Origin of the sequence: Streptomyces sp. 5-10, assembly GCF_014712245.1 — a bacterium.
Taxonomy (GTDB): domain Bacteria; phylum Actinomycetota; class Actinomycetes; order Streptomycetales; family Streptomycetaceae; genus Streptomyces; species Streptomyces violaceusniger.
In genome coordinates this window covers 52,181-70,494 of record NZ_JACVYG010000017.1, presented here as the reverse complement: position 1 = coordinate 70,494, position 18,314 = coordinate 52,181, and the positions used below count along the sequence as shown (strand labels likewise).

Sequence of the window (18,314 nt, the reverse complement as noted above, 5' to 3'; positions counted from 1 at the left end):
CTGCGACAAACATCTCCCGTGGGCACCCGGCCCGAGGCAGCGAACCACCCGAGCATTCCGGCCTGCTCGGCCAGAAGGGACCGCTCCGGACTGATTTTCAGCACCGCAGGCGTGCCGTCGGGCCAGCGGCACCGCAACGCGACCGACGAAGCACCGTCCGGGAGGGGCGCACCGAGCGAAAGTCCCCACTGGGACGTGAGCCGCGCGACGAGATCCGGCGTGTCAGCGCACCATGCGGCAACCTGGGGACCGAATCGACGCACCAACCGCGTAGTGACGCTCTCCACATCCACCGGCGGTCGTTTCACACGGGTCAGTCTGCCGCTCGCGCGACCTTTGTCCACCGCTTTTCCACCGCTCCTGTGCACGCGAGCCGACGAGCGCATCGGACCAGATCACGTTCGACAGCGGTCGGCCAGGTCCACATCAGGGGAACAAGGCCGGCAAACCCAGCAGCGGATCCCCCGCTCGGCCGCGGCGGATCCCGCCTCTCCCTGTTCGTGCGGCAGCACATCAACACTTATCTGGACGAATTTCGTCGTGACGCCCCGCAGTCACGGGCCTTGCCCGGTCCACGAAGTCGCGCTGATCCTTGAGGCGGACAGTCAGGTCGGGCCAGTGCTCGGACCACCGCGCCAGATCGTCCGCGGTCAAAGACCATCGCGAGCGCAGGGCTCGGTCCGGCAGGAATCGGACGCAGGTCCCGGTGGTCCCGTCGGCTTCGACGGGCTCCAGATCGGTCACCGGGAAGCCGTGCTCATAGCACTGGGTCCAGGATCCGTTGATCCGGCGGTTGGTATGGATCAGCCACTCGCTAAGGGCTGCGACGACGGACATGCCGCGACGCGGATGTCCGTCTGGCAGCCGTTCTGTCTCCGGGAGGTCGAAGAACCGCAGGTCTTTCGTGGCCATGACAGGCTTCTTCACCACTCGGCCATGCTCGTCGGCCCGGGTGTCGGTGCCTCGTCCGTCATCCTTCACCGACACGGAGCGGTCGGTATGCAGCGTGACCACGCATCGTCCGCCGCCCCGGCTCGCTGCCTCGTCAGCGGCATAAGCAACGATCTCAAGAACAAGGTGTCCTGGCCCACCCGGAGCGAACTCTGCGGGCTTCTGGCGGATCTGGCGGAGATGGTCCGCGTCCACGGTGCCGTGCCAGTCATGCGTGGTGTTGACCCAAGAAGCCCTTGATCCATCCATCCGGCAATTATCCGTCGGGGCTCTCGTTCAGGCTGCCGAAATCATCCGCTCAGCAGTGATCGTCAGGGCCGAGTTCGGCACTCTCTCCGAGGTCGGCGAGGAGGCTGCGGATCCGATCGGCGATGGCGTTGTGCCGTTCGACCTCGCGGGGCCAGCCGCGCTCGACGGCGTCCTGGGCGAGTTGGTGCTCGCGGGCGAGCCGGGACCGCAGGCGCGGGGCGTACTCACTGGTCGTGAGGAACTTCGAGGAACGGAGGTAGAGATCGCACTCGCAGGGCCCTTCGGCGGGTGCCCGCAGGCAGTGGCCGAGTTCGAGTTCGGTCTTGAAGAAGTTGGTCTTGAGCCAGTTCAGGGTGTCTTCGCCGATTCTTCTGCTCAGGAGTTCCTCGGCGGCCGGTCCCGCGATCCGTCCGCCGGCGGCGATGACTTTCTCGTACTGCTCTTTCAGGACGGGGTCGTTGATGTGGGAGTACGTGGCCGGCATCTGCGCGTTGCGGTGCCCGGGAGGGAGGAGTTCCGTCCGCCACAGTTCGGCGGTCTTCAGACCGTGGAACGGCGGCTCGGGGACCTGTCCGATGTTGAACAGCAGCACATGGACGCCGTGCAGCCTGGTCAGACACGCCTTCTGGTAGATCTCGGCGAGCTGGTCCGTGGGCATGCGGCGGCGTGCATTGGAGACATGGCTGGCTCGCACGAACCCGGCCTCCGGCCGGGCGTAGTAACGGCTGCCGCAGGCCGCCGGCTTCGTGATGTGCGCCGCATGCGAGGTCCTCGCCTGGAACGACCTCGCGGCCGCGCTCCCGGAGGACTTCCCCCCGTTTGCCCCCAAGGACCGCAACCTCGCCCGCCGGGTCTTCCCCGGACCACGGCCCGCCGATACGACGCTGCACGGAATCTCAGACGCCGCCGACTTCCGGCTGAGCATCGTGATGCAACTCCACGCCACCCTCGCCCGCTACCCCGCCGATCCCGCGGTGACCGGCCTCGTTGACGAACTCCGCGATGCCAGCCCCGACTTCGCCCGACTCTGGGAACGGCACGACGTACAGGCCGCGCCGATGCTCACCAAGACCTTCCGCCACCCGACCGTCAGCGTTGCGACACCCTCACCCTCACGGACCGCGACCAGTACCTGGTGCTCTTCACCGCGCCGCTGGGATCCCCCGGCGCCGAGGCCCTGGCCCTGCTGAACGTCCTGGGAGCACAGGCCAGTCACTACCTGCCGTAACGCCACAGGCAGGCCCCGTGAGCGCCATCGCCGACAGGGCGACTTGCTGACCCGGTCGGCCGTGGTCTCCTCATGCGACACCGCTACCGGGGGCGCCGGACTCCGCCGACGTCTCCCCGGCCGGGGTCTCACCCCAAGGGGCTCTTTGCCGCAGGTGTCGGGATACTCATCCCAGGTCCGGCCATCGAGCAGGCGGCCGACGTCCGCGGCAGGGGCCGGGCGGGACGGCCTCGATGCGTTCCGCATCTGCCTGACCAGGACTCACCGACTGGATCGGACACGGCCTGCCCCTGCCGTGACCTGTGCGGGCGCCACTGGGGCGGTTCTCAGCAGTACGGGTAGGGGGCGGTGATGAACTCGGTCAGAACCGTGCCGCCGGGGTCGAGCGCGTAGACCCCGCGACCGCCGAACAGATGGTTGATCTGGCCCTCCTTGGACTTGTGCGGGTCCGCCCAGAACCTGATCGACTTCCCCTTCAGGCGCTCCAGGATCGAGTCGAACTCGTCGTCGGTCACGAGAAAGGCGAGGTGGCTTTCGTTGATGCGGTCCGGCGGGACCAGGGCGTCGGCGAAGTCGATGCCGACGTTGTTCGATGTGTCCACCTGGGTGAACAGGCCCCAGTCGCACGGGGCCGGGGCATCCATCAGATCGGCCAGGAACGCGGCGGACTCACGCCGGTCACGGCAGTGGACGATGATGTGGTTCAGCTCGTTGGGCATCGCGTCTCCTGGTGAAGGTGAGAGGCCCAGCGTCCTGGCTGGGCTTCCTGGTGCGCGCCGGGAACAGGTTGTTTCCCGGCCCGTTGCGTGTGCAGGTGGATTCCTGCGGGGCGGGGCCCGCATCCTCGGGGCCGCTTTTGATCAGGCCGGATGCGGACGTCGTGCCGGCGGTGTTCGAGCAGACCGCCGCCCGTTCCGCCCCGCTGGAGCGTGGTCGGCAGTACTCCCTTTCCGCGGGCGCGGTGGGCCGAGCGGTCGGGAACCACACCGCGATCACGGCAGAAGGAGCCGGGGGCGGTGCAGCCGGTTCGGTCCCGGTTCACAGACGCTGGGCGATGGCCCAGGTCCGCGTGCGGTCTTCGGTATCGAAGAGGTCGGTGTGGGTGATCATGACCTCGGTGGCCCCGGCGTCGAGATAGCGGCGCAAACCGGCGGCGACGGTGTCCTCGTCGCCGGCGATCAGCAGGTCCGCCGCGCTCGACAATCCCTCGGCCGCGATGACCTTCTGGTAGGACGGGACGCTGTCGTAGAAGCCGAGGGCGGCCGATGCGCGGTCGCGGGCGGCTGCGGCATCGTCGGTGACCACCGCGGGCACCCCGGCCACGATCTGCGGGGCCGGCCGCCCGGCAGCGGCGGCGGCTTCGGTGATGGTCGGCACGATCTGTTCGGCGAGCGTGCGAGGCCCGGCGAGGAACGGATTCGTCCCCTCGGCCAACTCGCCCGCAACCGCGAGGGCCCGCGGCCCCATCGCGGCCACCAGAACCGGGACCGCCGGGGAAGCCCCGGCCACGGCCGTCGAGCCGACCGGGCGCGACGCCAGCGTCTCCCCCACGAAGGCGGTGTCGTCGCCGTCCAGCAGCGGGCGCAGCGCGGTGAGGTACTCGCGCAGGTGCTGGATCTGCGGCGGATACGGCAGGCCGAACTGCGGTTCGAGCACAGTGCGTGCGCCGAGCCCGACACCGAGCCGGAAACGCCCTGCGGTAGATGCCTGCGCCGTCTTCGCCGCCGATGCGAGCAGCAAAGGATGGCGAGGATACATCGGCACCACCGAGGTGCCTACGTGGACCCTGGGCTCCGCCCGGCCCACCAGCGCCGCGAGCTGGGGCGCGTCGTAATCCGCCCCCTGCCCGAACCACACGGTGTGCACACCGGCGTCGGCCACCTCGCGCGCGAACTCCACCGCCCGGTCCACAAGGTTGGTCATGCCGGGTTCCTGCGCGAACGTGCCTCCTAGAAACACTCCGACCCGCGTTCCGGCAGTGGTCATCACGAGCTCCTTCGCCTGATCCGGTCCATAGGACTCACGTCGTCTTCATCGCCGCGGCCTCCATCCCGCGGCACCACGGTGATTACAGGTTCTGAAATCACCGTACACATTGATTGCAGTCTCTGCAGTCATTACTCTGTGTGCCATGGGACGATGGCCGGCCGGCACGCAGGAACGACTGCAGGAAGCTGCGATCGAGTTGTTCACCGAGCGCGGCTACGAACGCACGACAGTCGCCGAGATCGCGACGCGAGCCGGCCTGACCGAGCGCACCTTCTACAACCACTTCGCCGACAAGCGCGAGGTGCTCTTCCCCGATCAGGACCGGTTCATCGCCGAGGTCCGCGAAGCGGTGGGCACCGCACCCGCGGAGCAGTCCCCGCTCGACGCGATCACCGTGGCATTCACGGCCCGCAGTAACTGGTTCGACCAGCGCCGGGACGCAGCACAGCGCCGCAGGCACATCCTCGACGCACATACCGATCTGCGGGAACGCGAATGGGCGAAACTGGCAGCCCTCGGTGAGGCGATCGCCGGCGCACTGCGCACGCGGGGAATCTCCGAACCGGCGGCCACGCTGACCGCCACCGTCTCCGTCGCCGCGTACCAGCTCGCCTCAGCCCGGTGGCTGGCCGACCCGCAGCACGCCACCCTCGGACACCACCTGCACGCAAGCTTCGAGGATCTGCACCGCACCGCACGCACCTGGTAGCGCTCCACCGCTACCGGCTGTGGCCGTCAGGGCATCGCAGGGGACTGGCGGGGATTGTGGTTGGAGACTCGGCGTTGATCGGTGATCATCGGCTGGCGTCGTCGGTGCGGTCGTGCCCTGGAACTTCCCCCTCACGCTCGCCGGCTGGAAGATCGCCCCGGTCCTGGCCGCCGGCTGCACGGTCGTCCTCAAACCCTCGGAGAACTCGCCTTTTGTCGGCACTGCTGCTCGCCCGCATCGCCCTGGAGGCAGGCCTGCCCCGGGGTACTCAATGTCGTCAACGGCAACGGCCCGATGGCCGGCCGTGCCCTCGGCCTGCACCCGCACGTCGACGTCGTGGCCTTCACCGGCTCCACCGCCGTGGGGCGCCACTCCTGCACTACTTCGCCGAGTCCAACCTCAAGCGCGTCTGGCTGGAGCTGGGCGGTAAGTCACCCAACATCGTCCTGCCCGATGCCCTCGACCTCGAAAGCGCCGCAGCGACGGCCGCCTGGGGCATCTTCTTCAACCATGGCGAGATGTGCACCGCCCCCTCGCGGCTACTAGGGTCCGTCTTCACCCCCAGATCACTTCGGATGGATCATGGGTGTGATACGTCGCCGACCCCATAGGGCAGGCCACGGTGACCGTCATGGTGATTCGTCGCTGGGCCGCTGCGGTGGCCGCCACGCTGGCAACTGCCGGCCTCGTGGGCTCCGCTCCCTCGAGCTGGGCTGTACCGAGCACCCCGAGTTCCAGCGTCGCGACGACAACGTCCTCGACCTGGTCGAGCAGGATGGACGGCGGCCGACCGGGCCGCGGCTCGTCGACCAGACCGTCCAGCCGCCGCTTGACGAACCGGGCCCGCCAGCGGTTCACCGACTGCTCACTCACACCGAGTTCGGCCGCCACCTGCTTATTCGTCCCGCCCTCCGCGCACCGCAGCACGATCCTCGCGCGCAAAGCCAGGAACTGCGCGGTCTTCGCGCGCCTCGCCCAACGCGTCAGCTGAGCCCGTTCGTCATCGCTGAGCACCAGCTCCGGCTTACGCCGGCCCGGCCGCGGCTCATCCGCAAGTCCGGCCATCCGCCGGACAGCAAACCGCGAGCGCCACTTCCTCACCGTGTCCGCGGTTACCTTGAACTCCGCCGCCACACGCGTACTCGGCTTCCCGTCCGCGCACGCCAAGTGGAGCGCACGCTCAGTGGTCAGAGGATGCCGAAGGAGCGGTCCCACCAGATGGGAGCCGCCCAGCGTGCCGCGCGGCTGCGGGTCGTTGGGCGTCGCGTTGAAGGCCATTGCTGAATGAGCCCAAACACTCTTTAGAACTCCTATCGAAATACCTTCAGGCGATAGCGGCTGTCGAGCAGCAGTTCACCGAGAGTGTCGCGACGGTGCGGCGAGGGCCGGACGAGCAGGTTCGTGGATGAGCCCTGGGCGCTGGCCCGGATCGGCTGGGTGACCGTTGAGGTGAACGGCGTCGTCCTGTGCGAGACATGCCGTGATGTCACTTGTCCACACGTCGCTCGTCGTAGTGACAGCGGGCGGCTTCGACCGCGTCGAGGTGATCGACGGCCCATTCCAGCATGGCGTGCACAGGGGGCCGAAGGGTCCGGCCCAGGGGGGTGATGCGGTATTCGATCGCCACCGGTTCCGTGGACACGACCGTTCGCTCGACCATGCCGTTGCGCTCCAGTCGCCGCAGGCATGCGGTCAGTGACTTCGGGGTGACAGCGGGCATGTGTTGCCGGAGTTCGTTGAAGCGTCGGGGGCGGTCGCACAGTGCGGCCAGTACCAGCAAGGACCACTTGTCGAAGAGTTGGTCGAGCAACTGCCGGCCGTTGCCGTTGAGCTCCACTTCGGGCACGTCGGTCTCCCTCGCGATACCTGATTTCGTTGAAGTATATCTGCACTATTAGATATACATCGGATACCTAGTGCCCAGACGTGAAGACGGGAATCATGACTGACGCATACTCGACCCTCAAGATCTCTCTCACCAGCGGCGTGGCGCACGTCGTGATCGACAACCCTCCCATCAATCTGCTCGATGCCGCCCTGATGACGGACCTGGACCGGTTCGCGGACGCCATGTCCGGCGACCACGACATCCGGGTGATCGTTTTTGACAGCGCGGACCCGGACTTCTTCGTCGCGCACGGCGACATGACGACCGCCGACGACCCCGCGACATTCGTTGCCCTCCCCACTGCGCCCGAACAAGACCAGTCCCTCAACCCGATGATGCGGCTCCATGAACGCATCCGGTCGCTGCCGCAGATCACCATCGCCAAGCTGCGCGGACTGGCACGCGGCGGCGGTGCGGAACTGCTGTCCGCGATGGACATGCGGTTCGCATCGCTCGAGCGCGCCGGAATGGCCCAGATGGAGTGCCGGCTGGGAATCATCCCGGGCGCGGGAGGCACTGCATACCTGCCCGGTCTCGTGGGTCGCGCACGCACCCTGGAGATCATCCTTGGCGGGCAGCTGATCGATGCCGTGACCGCGGAACGGATCGGATGGGCGAACCGGGCCGTGCCGGACACCGAGCTCGACCACGTCGTCGACACCCTCGCCGCCCGCATCGCCGCTCTGCCGCCCGGTGTCGCCCGCGCCGCGACCGAAGCGGTCGACACCGCGGTCGAGTCGACCACTCACGGCCTGCGGAAGGCCAACGAACTCCTCAGCGGACTCTTCAGTGAGCCCGCTGCAGCCCGTCTTGCCAAGGCTGCACTGGCCGCCGGCGCGCACACCCGCGACGGAGAGCGGCACCTTGAGGCTCTTGTCGACGACATCACCTGAGAACTCCTACCGGGATGCCTTCAGGCGTCGCCAGCAGATGAGTGCGCATCCGAGGGTGAGGAAGGCTTCGTGGGTGTCGTCGCGTATCTCCCAGCGGATCCGCAGGCGACGGAACCAATGCAGGTGGGCGAACGCGCGCTCCACGACCCAGCGCTGGGCACCGAGCCCTGAGCCATGCTCGGTGCGGCGGCGGGCGATCAGCGGTTTCACGCCGAGGTCTCGGACCAGGCGGGCGGTACTTGTCGTGGTCGTAGCCGCGGTCTCCCAGCACGACGTCCGGTCGGCGCCGGGGCCGGCCGCGCTTGCCGCGCACGGGCGGCACGGCCTGGAGGAGCGGGATGAGTTGGGTGACGTCGTTGAGGTTGCCGCCGGTCAGGTTGGCGGCGAGCGGGATGCCGGTGGCATCGGTGATCAGATGGTGTTTGCTGCCCGTCCTGCCCCGGTCGACAGGACTTCGTCCGGTCTTGGCTCCCCCCCCTTTAACGCCCGGATGTGGGAGCCGTCGACCGCAGCACGGGAGAAGTCCAGGGCGTTCGGGCCGCGGAGCTTGGCGAGAAGGACCTCGTGGAGCCGGGGCCATACCCCGGCCTCGGCCCACTCGGCCAGACGGCGCCAGCAGGTCATGCCCGACCCGAAGCCGAGCTCCTGCGGCACGTGTTCCCAGGCGATCCCGGTGTGCAGGACGAACAGGATGCCCTGGAACACCAGCCGGTCCGGATGCCGCTTGCGCCCGGGATGTCGGGTCCGACGCTCCACCTTCGGCAGCAGCGGTTCAATCACAGCCCACAGCTCGTCATCGACTTCCCACGGCTTCGGCCGAGCCACCCCACACCCCCGGATCATCAGTCCCGGAGTGACCCAACCACCTCGAAGAGCATGGTGGGTGTGTGGATGCACATGAAGTGAACCGTGTCCGGGCGGCGTTGGCGTTGTTCGTGGCTGATGTGTTCGCATCGGTACCGCGGAAGGTCAGCGGGCCAAGGGTGACTGCTATCTGCGGGGGCTGATGCTGGACGGTCGCCGTAAGTCCATGCAGGTCATGGCTTCTCGGTTGCCGGACGGCAACGAGCAGAATCTGCAGCAGTTCGTGAACCAGTCCACGTGGGATCCGGTGCCGGTGCAGCGGCGGGTCTGTGAGCGGATGCTGCCGTTGATCGGGCCGGTAGCGTGGGTGATCGATGATGTGTCGGTGCCCAAGGACGGCCGGATGTCGGTGGCTGTGGCCCGGCAGTACTGACACTGTTGGCGAATTCGGCAGCCGTTGCTTGATGGGGGTGAGGACGATGGCCTGGTTCGCTCGTTGTAGCGGCCGTGGTGAGGTGATCGTGATGTCGATGCGTCCTCGTTGTCCGGCAGGAGTACCGGACCGTACTGCTGAAGTGGCCCGGCTGGCCTTTCCCCGTGGCTGTGTGTGCATGCGGATCCGTGATGCGCTCGGTCCGGTGTTCGGTGATGAAGAGTGCGCGGATCTCTTCCCACGCCGCGGACAGCCGGCCTGGCCACCAGGCCAGTTGGCAATGGTCTCCGTCCTGCAGTTCATGGAAGGGTTGTCGGCCGCCAGGCCGCAACTGCCGTGCGTGACAGGATCGCGTGGAAGTACTTACTGGGCCTGGAGCTGACCGATCCCGGATTCGATTTCTCGGTGCTCAGCGAGTTCCGGGCCCGTCTGCTGACAGGATCTGCCGAGCGGAGGGTACTCACCCGGATACTTGCGGTCTGCCAGGAAGCGGGACTGCTGGAGAGGGGCGGACCAGAGGGGCGGACCGGTCCGTACGGACTCCACCCATGTCCTGGCCGCAGTGCGTACCCTCAACCGGTTGGAGCTCATCGGGGAAACTGTCCGGGCCGCGCTCAATGCCCTGGCCGTGGCGGCCCCGAGGTGGCTGGCGGGGTGGATGCCCCCGGCCTGGGCCGAGCGTTACGGCCATCGGGTGGAGAATTACCGGCTGCCGCAGAAAGCAGCGGAGCGAGCCGCCTACGTCCAGAAAGTGGGCGCCGACGGTGCCGTGGTGCTCGCCATGGCCACCTCCACGGATACTCCTGGATGGCTCGCCCAGGTGGAAGCGGTCACGGTGCTGAGGAAAGTGTGGCAGCAGTAGTTCAAAACCGCCGCCGACGGCACACTGCGGTGGCGCGAGGCCAAAGAGTTACCTCCTTCCAAGGACCGGATCGCCTCGCCCTATGACATCGAGTGCCGTTATGCGCTCAAACGCACGACGGCCTGGACCGGATACAAAGGGCACGTCACCGAATACTGCGGTCCCGGCCGGCCTCACCTGATCACTGACGCGGAGACCACGGACGCGGCCCGCAGCGACCAACGAGCGGTCCAGCGCATCCACCACCGGCTCGAAAAGCGGGACCTGCTGCCCGACGAACACCTCGCTGACACGAACGACATGTCCGCCCAGGTGATGCTGGCCCAGGCCCGGGACCATGGCGTGCAACTCACCGGCCCGGTGCCGCCGGACACCAGCCGTCAGGCGATGGCCGGGGAAGGCTTCGACATCTCCGCCTTCACGATCGACTGGCACGTACATACCGCCACCTGTCCGCAGGGCGCCACGGCCGGCAGCTGGCGGGAACAGCAGGACAGCCCAGGCCACGACGTGATCCGGATCAGATTCCCCGACCGCACCTGTGCCATCCGCCCGGTCCGGGCCAAGTGCACCCGCCGGACCAGCGGGCCCCGTGACCTGGTCGTGCGTCCGCAGGCCGAACACGAAACCCTGCAACGCGCCCGCCACGACCAGTCCACCGAGGAATGGAAGAACCACTACCACCGCCGAGCAGGCATCGAAGGCACCCTCTCCCAGGCCGTCCGCAGACCCGGCCTCAGGCGCAGCCGCTATCCCGGCCTGCGCAAGACCGGCCTCCAACTGCTTCTCACCGCCGCGGCCATCGACCTCATCCGCATCGACGCCTGGCTTACCGAAACGCCCCTTGCCAGAACGCGCACCGCACCCCTGGAGGCCCTACCCGAAGCGGCGTAACCGAATTCGCCAACAGTGTCAGTACTGCGGGGCCCTGGGCAAACGCGCCAACTGCCAGGTCGCGGTCAGTGTTCACGCCGCCACCGATACCGCCTCCTGCCCGCTGCAGTGGCGCCTGTTCCTGCCCAAAGAGTGGGCCTCGGACGCAGGCCGCCGGGCCGCAGCCCGCGTCCCGCCCAAAGTCGGGCACCGGGAGAAGTGGCGGCTGGCGGTGGACATGCTCGACACGCTGGCCGCCTGGGGCATGACGCCGCCGACCGTGGTCGCTGATGCCGCCTACGGCACCAACGCACACCTGCGGGCCGCCCTGGCTGGCCGCGGGCTCGCCTACGTACTCGCCATCCGGGCAAATGTGACCGCCCACCCCTTTGATGCCGAGCCCGTGGCCCCGGACCGCAACGGAGCCGTCGGCTGCTGGCCCCAGCCCCGCTACCGGGATCCCGCTCCCTCGGTGGCAGCCCTGGCCGCCGGCCTCGGACAGCAGGCGTTCACCTCCCTCACCTGGCGGCAGGGCTCGCGAGGGGAGTTACGCTCCCGCTTCGCGCCGTGCGCGTGCGGCCCGCCGGCACAGCCGTCGAGCGCTCTATCCGGGCAGCCGCTTCGGCCGAACAGGGCTGATGGGACGGCATCCTGCCCGATTGCCGGCTGCTGATCGAGTGGCCCGAAGGTGCCGAGGCACCGACGGATTACTGGCTGTCCAACCTGCCGGCCGACACCCCGATCGCCGACCTGGTCCGCCTGGCCAAGGTCCGCTGGCGCATCGAGCACGACTACCGGGAACTCAAGCACGGCCTGGGCCTGGACCATTTCGAAGGCCGTTCCTGGCCGGGCTGGCATCACCATGTCACTCTCGTGACCGCCGCCCACGCCTTCCTCACCGAACAGCGCCTGGCCCCAAAAGCATCCGAACAGGACTCATCCTCTACCAGATCCTCGACACCCTCCAGACCATCCTGAGGTGCTGGACCGGCATCTGTACCACCTGCCATCAACCCCTGCCCAGCAGGACACACACGACACCAAGATCGAGACGAACCTAACGGAGTCCTATTAGGCGCGACGGACAGTTCCGCATCGATCTTCACGATCACCCATTGATCGCTGTTTGGGACTGGCTATTGCTTCAGAAGCTGTTTCTCATCCCCTGGCCTGGTTCTTGCAGCTCAGGAGATCGTCGCTTCGGGCGGTTCCGCCCGAAGTCGATGTTCCAGGGGCAGCTCTATGACGGGCTGTGTCTCTCTTCGATGGTGAACGAACCGCGGGTGCCGGACAGCCGCAGGATGCGGGCGAGGAAATGCGGGACGGCGCATAGCCGCAGCTCGACGTCACCAGCTCGGGCGGTGCGGGCGGCGGCCAGCAGCGCGCTCAGCCCCGTGCAGTCGCAAAACGTCAGCCCACCGAGGTCGACAACCACCACATGGTTCTCCCCGACGGCGTTCTGGAGTGCCTGACGCACGTCGCCGGCGGTCACAAGGTCGAGCTCCCCCGACACCGCGACCCGGCAGCTGCCGGGTCCGGTGGCTTTCCGATCCACCCTGATCATCTCGTGCACCGGCCTGCCCCCTCGGCGTGAGGCAGCCTGAAGGGCCTGCGTCCAGGAAACTCCCAGACCAGTGGCCCTGTCCACCCCCGACCCGAGACGTCAGCGGTCATGCGGGATGGGGGGGCGTCTCCCCCGGGGGCTGAGTGCTCCTCCATGGCCGAGGCTGAGGGACTGTTCGCGCAACGACCCCGGACGACGTAGGCCCGGGGTCGTGTGATCTGCCGCGCACGGAGACCAGGCCGCTCCACCCCATGACCAGAGGGTGGAGCGGAGTCGATAGAGGCCGAAGGGGTCACCTCTCGCCGAGGACCTCGCGGCCGGACTGGGTGAGGAACTCGGTGAACCGGCGTGCAGGAGGCGGGAGCCGCCGTGTGGCGGGCCAGACCCCGCCCAGCAGGCGGTGTGCCGGGGGATGCCCGATGGGCATGTAGGTGACGCCTTCGTCAGGTGCCGGGCTGCCTGGGAGCACGGCGACTCCGAGACCGGTGCTGACGAGGCCGCGGAGGGTGGCCACGTCCTCGCCCTCAAAGGCGAGATCCGCCTTGAACCCCGCAGCCGCGCACATCTCGTCGAACACCTGCCGCAGCCCGTGCCCCAAGGTCAGGGCAATGAACCGCTCGCCCGCTGCCTGGCGGAGTTCGACCGTCTCCCGCTGAGCCAGCCTGTGCCGGGCGGGGACCGCGAGGAACAGTTGCTCGTCGCGCAGGACGACCGAGTGCAGGGTCTTGTCCTCGGGGATGGGCGCGGTGATGACGACGTCGATCTCCCCGGCGCGCATCCGGTCGAGAAGGGCCACCGCCGGGCCTTGGGTGAGGGCGAAGCGCACGTCCGGGTGGGCGGCGAGGAAGGCGTCGAGCAGCCGGGGGACGTCGCGCACGCCGAGGGTGTGCAGGAAGCCGAGGCAGACCTGCCCCCGCTCTGGGTCGATGACATCTGCCAGCTCCTGGCGCGCCGCGCGCAGAGTGGCGAGCGCCTCGCGTGCGACCGGCAGGAAGGCCCGGCCGGCTGCGGTCGGCACGACCCCGCGGCCGACCCGCTGAACCAGCGGCGCCCCGATGGTGTCGTTCATTCGGCGCAGGGCGTGGCTCACCGTCGGCTGGGGCACCCCGAGCCGGTTGGCGGCACGCGTCACGTGTTCTTCCTCGAGCACCGCCACGGCAATCGCCAGATTGGGGGCCATCAGCGCCAACCAATCCTTATCTGAATCAATCACAGTCAAAACATTATTGGATGTATCGAATGAAGGCGACCAGTGTGGAGGCGTCGAAGGAACCCGAGTCGAAAGCGAGAAACCCCGCGATGACCGAGATGACCGAACAGGGCGGGCGTCTGGTGCCCGGTTGGGACGGCCGGTATTTCGAGGACTTCACCGTCGGCGACGTCTACCGCCACCCGTTGGGCCGGACCATCACCCAGACCGACAATTCCTGGCTGACGCTGCTCACACAGAACACCGCGCCCCTGCACTTCGACGCGCACTACGCGGCGCAGACGGCCTGGAAACGGCCGCTGGTCGACTCGACGTTCACCCTCGCGCTCGTTACCGGGCAGTCGGTGACGGACGTGAGCCAGCACGTGTTCGCGAACCTCGGGTGGGACGAGGTGCGGCTGCCCGCCCCCGTCTTCGAGGGCGACACGATCTACTCGCAGTCCACGGTGGTCATGGCGCGGGAGAGCAAGTCCCATCCCGAGGCCGGCATCGTCCGGGTGGAGACCGTGGGCTACAACCAGGACGGCACCGTCGTCATCAGCTTCCTGCGCACGTTGATGGTCTTCCGGCGCGGACACGGTCCCGCTGGCGTGCCTGCGCCGAAGGAAGCGGGGGCGGACGCATGAACGTGGATGCCCGCAGCTGGCTGTTCACACCCGGCGACCGGCCGGAGCGGTTTCCCAAGGCCGTCGCCTCCGGGGCCGACGCGGTGATCCTCGATCTCGAGGACGCGGTCACGCCCGACGCCAAGCCCCAGGCGCGCAGGAGCGTGCTGGCGTGGCTGGCGCAGGGCCACCGGGCGTGGATCCGGATCAACGACCGTCGGTCCGGGTACTGGGCGGACGACGTCGGCGCCCTGGCGAGCAGCCACGGCCTGCTCGGTGTGGTCCTGCCCAAGACCGAGAGCGCAGCGGACGTCGCGGAGACCGCCGCATTGGCCGGAGTCGGCGTCGTCGCACTCATCGAGACCGCGCGCGGTGTGGAGAACGCCGGGCACATCGCGCGGGCAGCCGGGGTGGTGGCCCTTGCCCTCGGCTCGGCGGACCTGCGGCTTGACGCGGGACTCGGCGATGACCCCCTGGCATGGGCGTATCCGCGCAGCCGGCTGGTCTTCGCCGCCCGGGCGGCTGGGCTGAAAGGCCCGCTGGACGGGCCGGACATGCAGCTCGACGACGCCCTGATCACGCGTGTCCAGGCCGAGCAGGCCCGGGCGGCCGGGTTCGGCGGAAAGCTGTGCATCCATCCCCGTCAGGTCTCCGCCGTCAACGAGGCGTTCGGCTACACCCGTGAGCAGGCGGCCTGGGCCCGTGCCGTCGTGTCCGCCGCCGAGCACAGCCACGGCGCCGCCGTCCGGGTCGGCGGCGAAATGATCGACCGCCCTCGCCTCGAACTCGCCATGCGCATCGTCACCGCCGAACAGGAGAAGTGATCATGACAATCATGCCGGAACGCGTCGGCGGGCTGATCCCCGGCGACCCCGCCGACGTACTGCGATGGATCCGCAGGGACGCAAGGATCGTCGTGCCGATCGGCTTCGGCGAACCCCCCACCCTCCTCGACACCATCGAAGCCCATGCCGAAGAACTCGACGGCGTCCAGATACACCGCATGGACCCCTATGCGACTCGGCCCTACATCCAGGGCACCTACGGCAAGCATCTGCATCACGTCGACTACTTCCTCGGTCCCGGCTCGCGCCAGGCCTTCTGGGACGGTCAGTGCGACCTCGTGCCCAATCATTTCTCCGAGATGCCGCTGCTGCTGCGCCGGATCCGGCCCGACCTGGTTATCGCCCGTGCCAGCGGGCCCGACGAGCACGGCTACTTCAGTCTGGGCACCAACGCCGACTACGCCGCGGCCTTCATCGGCGAGGTCCCCTTCTTCCTCGAGGTCACCGAGCAGCAGCCGTTCACCTATGGACAGAACCAGGTCCACGGCAGCCAGGTCGCGGGCTGGATCAAGACCGACGCCGGGTTCCCGAAGGTCTCCCACCGCGCGCCCGCACCGCAGGACGGGGCCATCGCGGGCCACATCGCGGAGCTGATCCCCAACGGCGCCTGCCTCCAGGTCGGGGTCGGCTCCATCCCCGACGCCCTCCTGAACGCTCTGAGCGGCCACAAGAACCTGGGCATCCACACCGAGTGCCTCTCGGACGGGCTGATGCACCTCGTCGAAAGCGGAGCGGCCACGGGCATGCGCAAGCGCAACTTCCCGGGCAAGCACGTCACGACATTCTGCGTGGGCACCCCGGAGTTGATGCGCTGGCTCGACCACAACACTGCGGTGCAGATGATGCCGGTGAACTGGACCAACGATCCGCGCGTCGTGGCGACCGAGCCGAAATTCGTGTCGATCAACGCGACCACCGAGGTCGATCTGATGGGTCAGGCCGCCAGTGAGACCATCGCCGGACGCTACTGGTCCTCCTCCGGCGGACAGGCCGACTTCGCCCGCGGCGCCATGTACTCCGAGGGCGGCAAGGCGTTCCTGGTCCTGCGGTCCACCACGAGTTCGGGGCGCGGCCGGATCCGCTCCACGCTGACTCCGGGCAGCGTGGTCACCACCCTGAAGAACACCGTCGACCACGTCGTCACCGAGTACGGGGTCGCGAACCTGCGCGGCGCCAGCCTCCACGAACGAGCCCGCCGCCTCATCGCCATCGCGCACCCCGACCACCGGGACGAACTGCGCTTCAACGCCCGCAAGACCGGGCTTCTCCACTGAGAAGGGACCCTCACATGTCCACCACCGTCGCAGAACAGCTCATCGACGTGCTCCACGCCGCCGGCGTGCGCCGGATCTACGGCCTGGTAGGCGACAGCCTCAACCCGATCGCGGACGCCATCCGCCGGCACCCGGACTTCGAGTGGGTGCACACCCACAACGAGGAGGCCGCTGCCTTCGCCGCCTCCGCCGAGGCGCAGATCACCGGGCGACTCGCGGTCTGTGCCGGAAGCTGCGGCCCCGGCAACACCCACCTCATCCAGGGCCTGTACGACGCGCACCGCAGCGGTGCCCCCGTACTGGCGATCGCCTCCCACATCCCCTCGAGCCAAATCGGCACCGGCTACTTCCAGGAGACCCACCCGGAGCGGGTGTTCGCCGACTGCAGCCACTTCTCCGAAATGGTCAACAGCGCCGAGCAGATGCCGAGGCTGCTGCGCATCGCCATGCAGACCGCAGTCGGCAGAAGCGGAGTCTGTGTCATTACGATCCCCGGCGACATCGGGGCTCGGCCCGCGGCACACCCGACCGGTACAAGCCCCCTCGTGTACGGCACGCCGACCGGACTCCCGGCGGCAGAGGACATCCGCGAGCTGGCCGAACGCATCAACAAGGCCAGAACCGTGACCCTCTTCGCCGGAGCAGGGATCCGCGACGCCCGCAAGGAGGTGCTCCAACTCGCCGAAACGCTCAACGCTCCGATCGGCCACTCGCTCGGCGGCAAGGAGTGGATCCAGTACGACAACCCCTACGACGTCGGCATGAGCGGCCTGCTCGGCTACGGCGCCTGCTACGACGCCATGCACGAAGCGGACCTGCTCCTCCTGCTGGGCACGGACTTCCCCTATGACACCTTCCTGCCGGGCAGCCACACCGTCCAGATCGACCGGGACGCCTCCCGCCTGGGCCGGCGCACCCCGCTCGACCTCGGCGTGACCGGTGACACCGGCGCGACGATCCGGGCGGTCCTGCCTTTGCTGAAGGCCAAGACCGACCGGCGTTTCCTGGACCGAATGCTGAGCCGCCACGCCAAGGCCCTGGAGCACGTCGTGGCCGCGTACACCCGCGGCATCGACACGATGCGCCCCATCCACCCGGAGTTCGTCGCCGCCCAGATCGACGATCTCGCCGCCGACGACGCGATCTTCACCGTCGACACCGGCATGTGCAATGTGTGGTCGGCGCGCTACCTCACACCGTCCCCGCACCGCCGGGTGATCGGCTCGTTCCGGCACGGCTCGATGGCCAACGCCCTGCCGCAGGCGATCGGCGCCCAGACCGCCGCTCCCGCCCGGCAGGTGATCTCCCTGTCCGGCGACGGCGGCCTGGCCATGCTCCTGGGCGAACTGCTGACCGCCCGCGAACGGAACCTGCCGCTCACCGTGGTGGTGTTCAACAACGGCTCACTCGGCATGATCCGCCTGGAGATGATGGTCTCCGGCTACCCGTACTTCGCCACCGACCACGGCGCGGTGGACTACGCCGCCATCGCGGCCGCCTGCGGGCTCGACTCGATCGCCGTCGACGATCCGACCGAGGTCCGCCCCGCCCTGGCCAAGGCCTTCTCCTCACCCCGGCCCTTCCTGGTGGACGTCCGCACCGACCCCAACGCCCTCTCCCTCCCCCCGCACATCACCGCCCAACAGGTGCGCGGCTTCGCGCTCGCCTCCACACGCACAGTCCTCGACGGCGGGGTCGGCCGCATGCTCGATCTGGCCCGCAGCAACATCCGCAACATCCCACGGCCCTGAGCTTGCTGAGCGGGATGCGTACAGCGCGCTGGTCGATGGTATTGCTCGCGTACAGCAGCACCCAGACCGGCCGCTACGGGGTGGGCCGGTTCTCCATCGTCTTGGCACCGGCGAGGACCCTTCTCTGGGGTCGGCTGCACGTGATGCGGGCCCTCGACAGCGTTTCTTGCAGCTCAGTGAGGTTTT

At 68.3% G+C, this 18,314-nt stretch carries 16 protein-coding genes and 6 pseudogenes; 13 read left to right on the top strand and 9 right to left on the bottom strand.

Translation table 11 applies throughout. The annotated features are described in order from the left end of the window. Positions 1–513 precede the first annotated feature (513 nt). The gene (locus IEJ02_RS20495; protein WP_223864136.1) at positions 514–1,200 is read right to left on the bottom strand and encodes an ATP-binding protein; all 687 of its coding nucleotides are present in this window, start codon (positions 1,198–1,200) and stop codon (positions 514–516) included. A gap of 49 nt (positions 1,201–1,249) precedes the next feature. After that, a complete protein-coding gene (locus tag IEJ02_RS20490; protein ID WP_191066193.1) occupies positions 1,250–1,858 on the bottom strand; it encodes a hypothetical protein in 609 nt (202 codons plus the stop codon). A gap of 64 nt (positions 1,859–1,922) precedes the next feature. Between IEJ02_RS20490 and IEJ02_RS20485 the strand changes: the two are divergent. Then, a pseudogene (locus IEJ02_RS20485) lies at positions 1,923–2,428 on the top strand (MmyB family transcriptional regulator); the annotation flags it as partial. A 326-nt stretch (positions 2,429–2,754) separates the two neighbouring features. Here IEJ02_RS20485 and IEJ02_RS20480 read toward each other — a convergent pair. Together IEJ02_RS20480 and IEJ02_RS20475 are read right to left on the bottom strand one after the other, a co-directional pair. Continuing rightward, entirely contained in the window at positions 2,755–3,147 is a 393-nt protein-coding gene (locus IEJ02_RS20480; RefSeq protein WP_191066192.1) for a VOC family protein, read from the bottom strand. Between the two features lie 319 nt (positions 3,148–3,466). After that, on the bottom strand, positions 3,467–4,414 hold the full coding sequence (locus IEJ02_RS20475) for a TIGR03564 family F420-dependent LLM class oxidoreductase (protein ID WP_191066191.1): 948 nt from the start codon (positions 4,412–4,414) through the stop codon (positions 3,467–3,469). Between the two features lie 145 nt (positions 4,415–4,559). Between IEJ02_RS20475 and IEJ02_RS20470 the strand changes: the two genes are divergently transcribed. Together IEJ02_RS20470 and IEJ02_RS20465 are read left to right on the top strand one after the other, a co-directional pair. Further along, complete coding sequence (locus IEJ02_RS20470; RefSeq protein ID WP_191066190.1) at positions 4,560–5,126, top strand: TetR/AcrR family transcriptional regulator; 567 nt, start codon at positions 4,560–4,562, stop codon at positions 5,124–5,126. Between the two features lie 91 nt (positions 5,127–5,217). After that, positions 5,218–5,671: pseudogene (locus tag IEJ02_RS20465) on the top strand (aldehyde dehydrogenase family protein); the annotation flags it as partial. Positions 5,672–5,681: 10 nt separating this feature from the next. Here the strand turns inward: IEJ02_RS20465 and IEJ02_RS50430 are convergent. Beyond that, the gene (locus tag IEJ02_RS50430; RefSeq protein WP_191066189.1) at positions 5,682–6,404 is read right to left on the bottom strand and encodes a helix-turn-helix domain-containing protein; all 723 of its coding nucleotides are present in this window, start codon (positions 6,402–6,404) and stop codon (positions 5,682–5,684) included. 208 nt (positions 6,405–6,612) lie between these two features. Beyond that, positions 6,613–6,972, bottom strand: coding sequence for a winged helix-turn-helix transcriptional regulator (locus IEJ02_RS20455; RefSeq protein WP_191066188.1), 360 nt, complete (start codon positions 6,970–6,972; stop codon positions 6,613–6,615). 95 nt (positions 6,973–7,067) lie between these two features. Here IEJ02_RS20455 and IEJ02_RS20450 point away from each other — a divergent pair, with 95 nt between their 5' ends. Then, positions 7,068–7,907 carry an enoyl-CoA hydratase/isomerase family protein gene (locus IEJ02_RS20450; RefSeq protein WP_191066187.1) on the top strand — a complete coding sequence of 280 codons (840 nt, stop codon included), beginning with the start codon at positions 7,068–7,070 and terminating at the stop codon, positions 7,905–7,907. 6 nt (positions 7,908–7,913) lie between these two features. Here the strand turns inward: IEJ02_RS20450 and IEJ02_RS20445 are convergent. Further along, positions 7,914–8,750 (bottom strand): annotated as a pseudogene (locus IEJ02_RS20445) (IS5 family transposase). A 44-nt stretch (positions 8,751–8,794) separates the two neighbouring features. Here IEJ02_RS20445 and IEJ02_RS20440 point away from each other — a divergent pair. From IEJ02_RS20440 to IEJ02_RS20430, 5 genes and pseudogenes are all read left to right on the top strand, one after another. Continuing rightward, a pseudogene (locus IEJ02_RS20440) lies at positions 8,795–9,141 on the top strand (transposase); the annotation flags it as partial. A 225-nt stretch (positions 9,142–9,366) separates the two neighbouring features. After that, positions 9,367–9,561: pseudogene (locus IEJ02_RS50795) on the top strand (hypothetical protein); the annotation flags it as partial. Positions 9,562–9,706: 145 nt separating this feature from the next. Then, positions 9,707–10,006 carry a hypothetical protein gene (locus tag IEJ02_RS49910; RefSeq protein ID WP_263407961.1) on the top strand — a complete coding sequence of 100 codons (300 nt, stop codon included), beginning with the start codon at positions 9,707–9,709 and terminating at the stop codon, positions 10,004–10,006. Between the two features lie 300 nt (positions 10,007–10,306). Further along, positions 10,307–10,900, top strand: a complete 594-nt coding sequence (locus IEJ02_RS48680) for a transposase (protein ID WP_223864134.1) — start codon at positions 10,307–10,309, stop codon at positions 10,898–10,900. Positions 10,901–10,919: 19 nt separating this feature from the next. After that, positions 10,920–11,857 (top strand): annotated as a pseudogene (locus IEJ02_RS20430) (IS701 family transposase); the annotation flags it as partial. Between the two features lie 262 nt (positions 11,858–12,119). Here IEJ02_RS20430 and IEJ02_RS20425 read toward each other — a convergent pair. Together IEJ02_RS20425 and IEJ02_RS20420 are read right to left on the bottom strand one after the other, a co-directional pair. After that, positions 12,120–12,443, bottom strand: a complete 324-nt coding sequence (locus IEJ02_RS20425; RefSeq protein WP_223864157.1) for an STAS domain-containing protein — start codon at positions 12,441–12,443, stop codon at positions 12,120–12,122. Between the two features lie 292 nt (positions 12,444–12,735). Next, on the bottom strand, positions 12,736–13,623 hold the full coding sequence (locus tag IEJ02_RS20420; RefSeq protein WP_191066185.1) for a LysR family transcriptional regulator: 888 nt from the start codon (positions 13,621–13,623) through the stop codon (positions 12,736–12,738). Positions 13,624–13,742: 119 nt separating this feature from the next. On the opposite strand from IEJ02_RS20420, the gene IEJ02_RS20415 reads away from it, so the two are divergent. From IEJ02_RS20415 to IEJ02_RS20400, 4 genes are read left to right on the top strand one after another with little or no spacing between them, the layout of a single operon-like run. After that, positions 13,743–14,279, top strand: coding sequence for a MaoC family dehydratase (locus tag IEJ02_RS20415; protein WP_223864133.1), 537 nt, complete (start codon positions 13,743–13,745; stop codon positions 14,277–14,279). Further along, on the top strand, positions 14,276–15,082 hold the full coding sequence (locus IEJ02_RS20410) for an HpcH/HpaI aldolase/citrate lyase family protein (RefSeq protein ID WP_191066184.1): 807 nt from the start codon (positions 14,276–14,278) through the stop codon (positions 15,080–15,082). Before IEJ02_RS20415 ends, IEJ02_RS20410 begins: the two co-directional genes overlap by 4 nt. Before the next feature lie 2 nt (positions 15,083–15,084). Next, the gene (locus IEJ02_RS20405) at positions 15,085–16,377 is read left to right on the top strand and encodes an acetyl-CoA hydrolase/transferase family protein (RefSeq protein WP_191066183.1); all 1,293 of its coding nucleotides are present in this window, start codon (positions 15,085–15,087) and stop codon (positions 16,375–16,377) included. A 14-nt stretch (positions 16,378–16,391) separates the two neighbouring features. Then, a complete protein-coding gene (locus IEJ02_RS20400; protein ID WP_191066182.1) occupies positions 16,392–18,128 on the top strand; it encodes a pyruvate dehydrogenase in 1,737 nt (578 codons plus the stop codon). Positions 18,129–18,314 lie beyond the last annotated feature (186 nt).

Excerpts from the sequence above, each read along its gene's own strand:
- IEJ02_RS20405 (WP_191066183.1), top strand. The coding sequence starts at position 15,085 with ATGACAATCATGCCGGAACGCGTCGGCGGGCTGATCCCCGGCGACCCC.
- IEJ02_RS20425 (WP_223864157.1), bottom strand. The coding sequence starts at position 12,443 with ATGATCAGGGTGGATCGGAAAGCCACCGGACCCGGCAGCTGCCGGGTC.
- IEJ02_RS20490 (WP_191066193.1), bottom strand. The coding sequence starts at position 1,858 with ATGCCCACGGACCAGCTCGCCGAGATCTACCAGAAGGCGTGTCTGACC.
- IEJ02_RS48680 (WP_223864134.1), top strand. The coding sequence starts at position 10,307 with ATGTCCGCCCAGGTGATGCTGGCCCAGGCCCGGGACCATGGCGTGCAA.
- IEJ02_RS20410 (WP_191066184.1), top strand. The coding sequence starts at position 14,276 with ATGAACGTGGATGCCCGCAGCTGGCTGTTCACACCCGGCGACCGGCCG.
- IEJ02_RS20415 (WP_223864133.1), top strand. The coding sequence starts at position 13,743 with ATGACCGAGATGACCGAACAGGGCGGGCGTCTGGTGCCCGGTTGGGAC.
- IEJ02_RS20480 (WP_191066192.1), bottom strand. The coding sequence starts at position 3,147 with ATGCCCAACGAGCTGAACCACATCATCGTCCACTGCCGTGACCGGCGT.
- IEJ02_RS20450 (WP_191066187.1), top strand. The coding sequence starts at position 7,068 with ATGACTGACGCATACTCGACCCTCAAGATCTCTCTCACCAGCGGCGTG.
- IEJ02_RS20470 (WP_191066190.1), top strand. The coding sequence starts at position 4,560 with ATGGGACGATGGCCGGCCGGCACGCAGGAACGACTGCAGGAAGCTGCG.
- IEJ02_RS50430 (WP_191066189.1), bottom strand. The coding sequence starts at position 6,404 with ATGGCCTTCAACGCGACGCCCAACGACCCGCAGCCGCGCGGCACGCTG.
- IEJ02_RS20495 (WP_223864136.1), bottom strand. The coding sequence starts at position 1,200 with ATGGATGGATCAAGGGCTTCTTGGGTCAACACCACGCATGACTGGCAC.
- IEJ02_RS20420 (WP_191066185.1), bottom strand. The coding sequence starts at position 13,623 with ATGGCCCCCAATCTGGCGATTGCCGTGGCGGTGCTCGAGGAAGAACAC.
- IEJ02_RS20400 (WP_191066182.1), top strand. The coding sequence starts at position 16,392 with ATGTCCACCACCGTCGCAGAACAGCTCATCGACGTGCTCCACGCCGCC.
- IEJ02_RS20475 (WP_191066191.1), bottom strand. The coding sequence starts at position 4,414 with ATGACCACTGCCGGAACGCGGGTCGGAGTGTTTCTAGGAGGCACGTTC.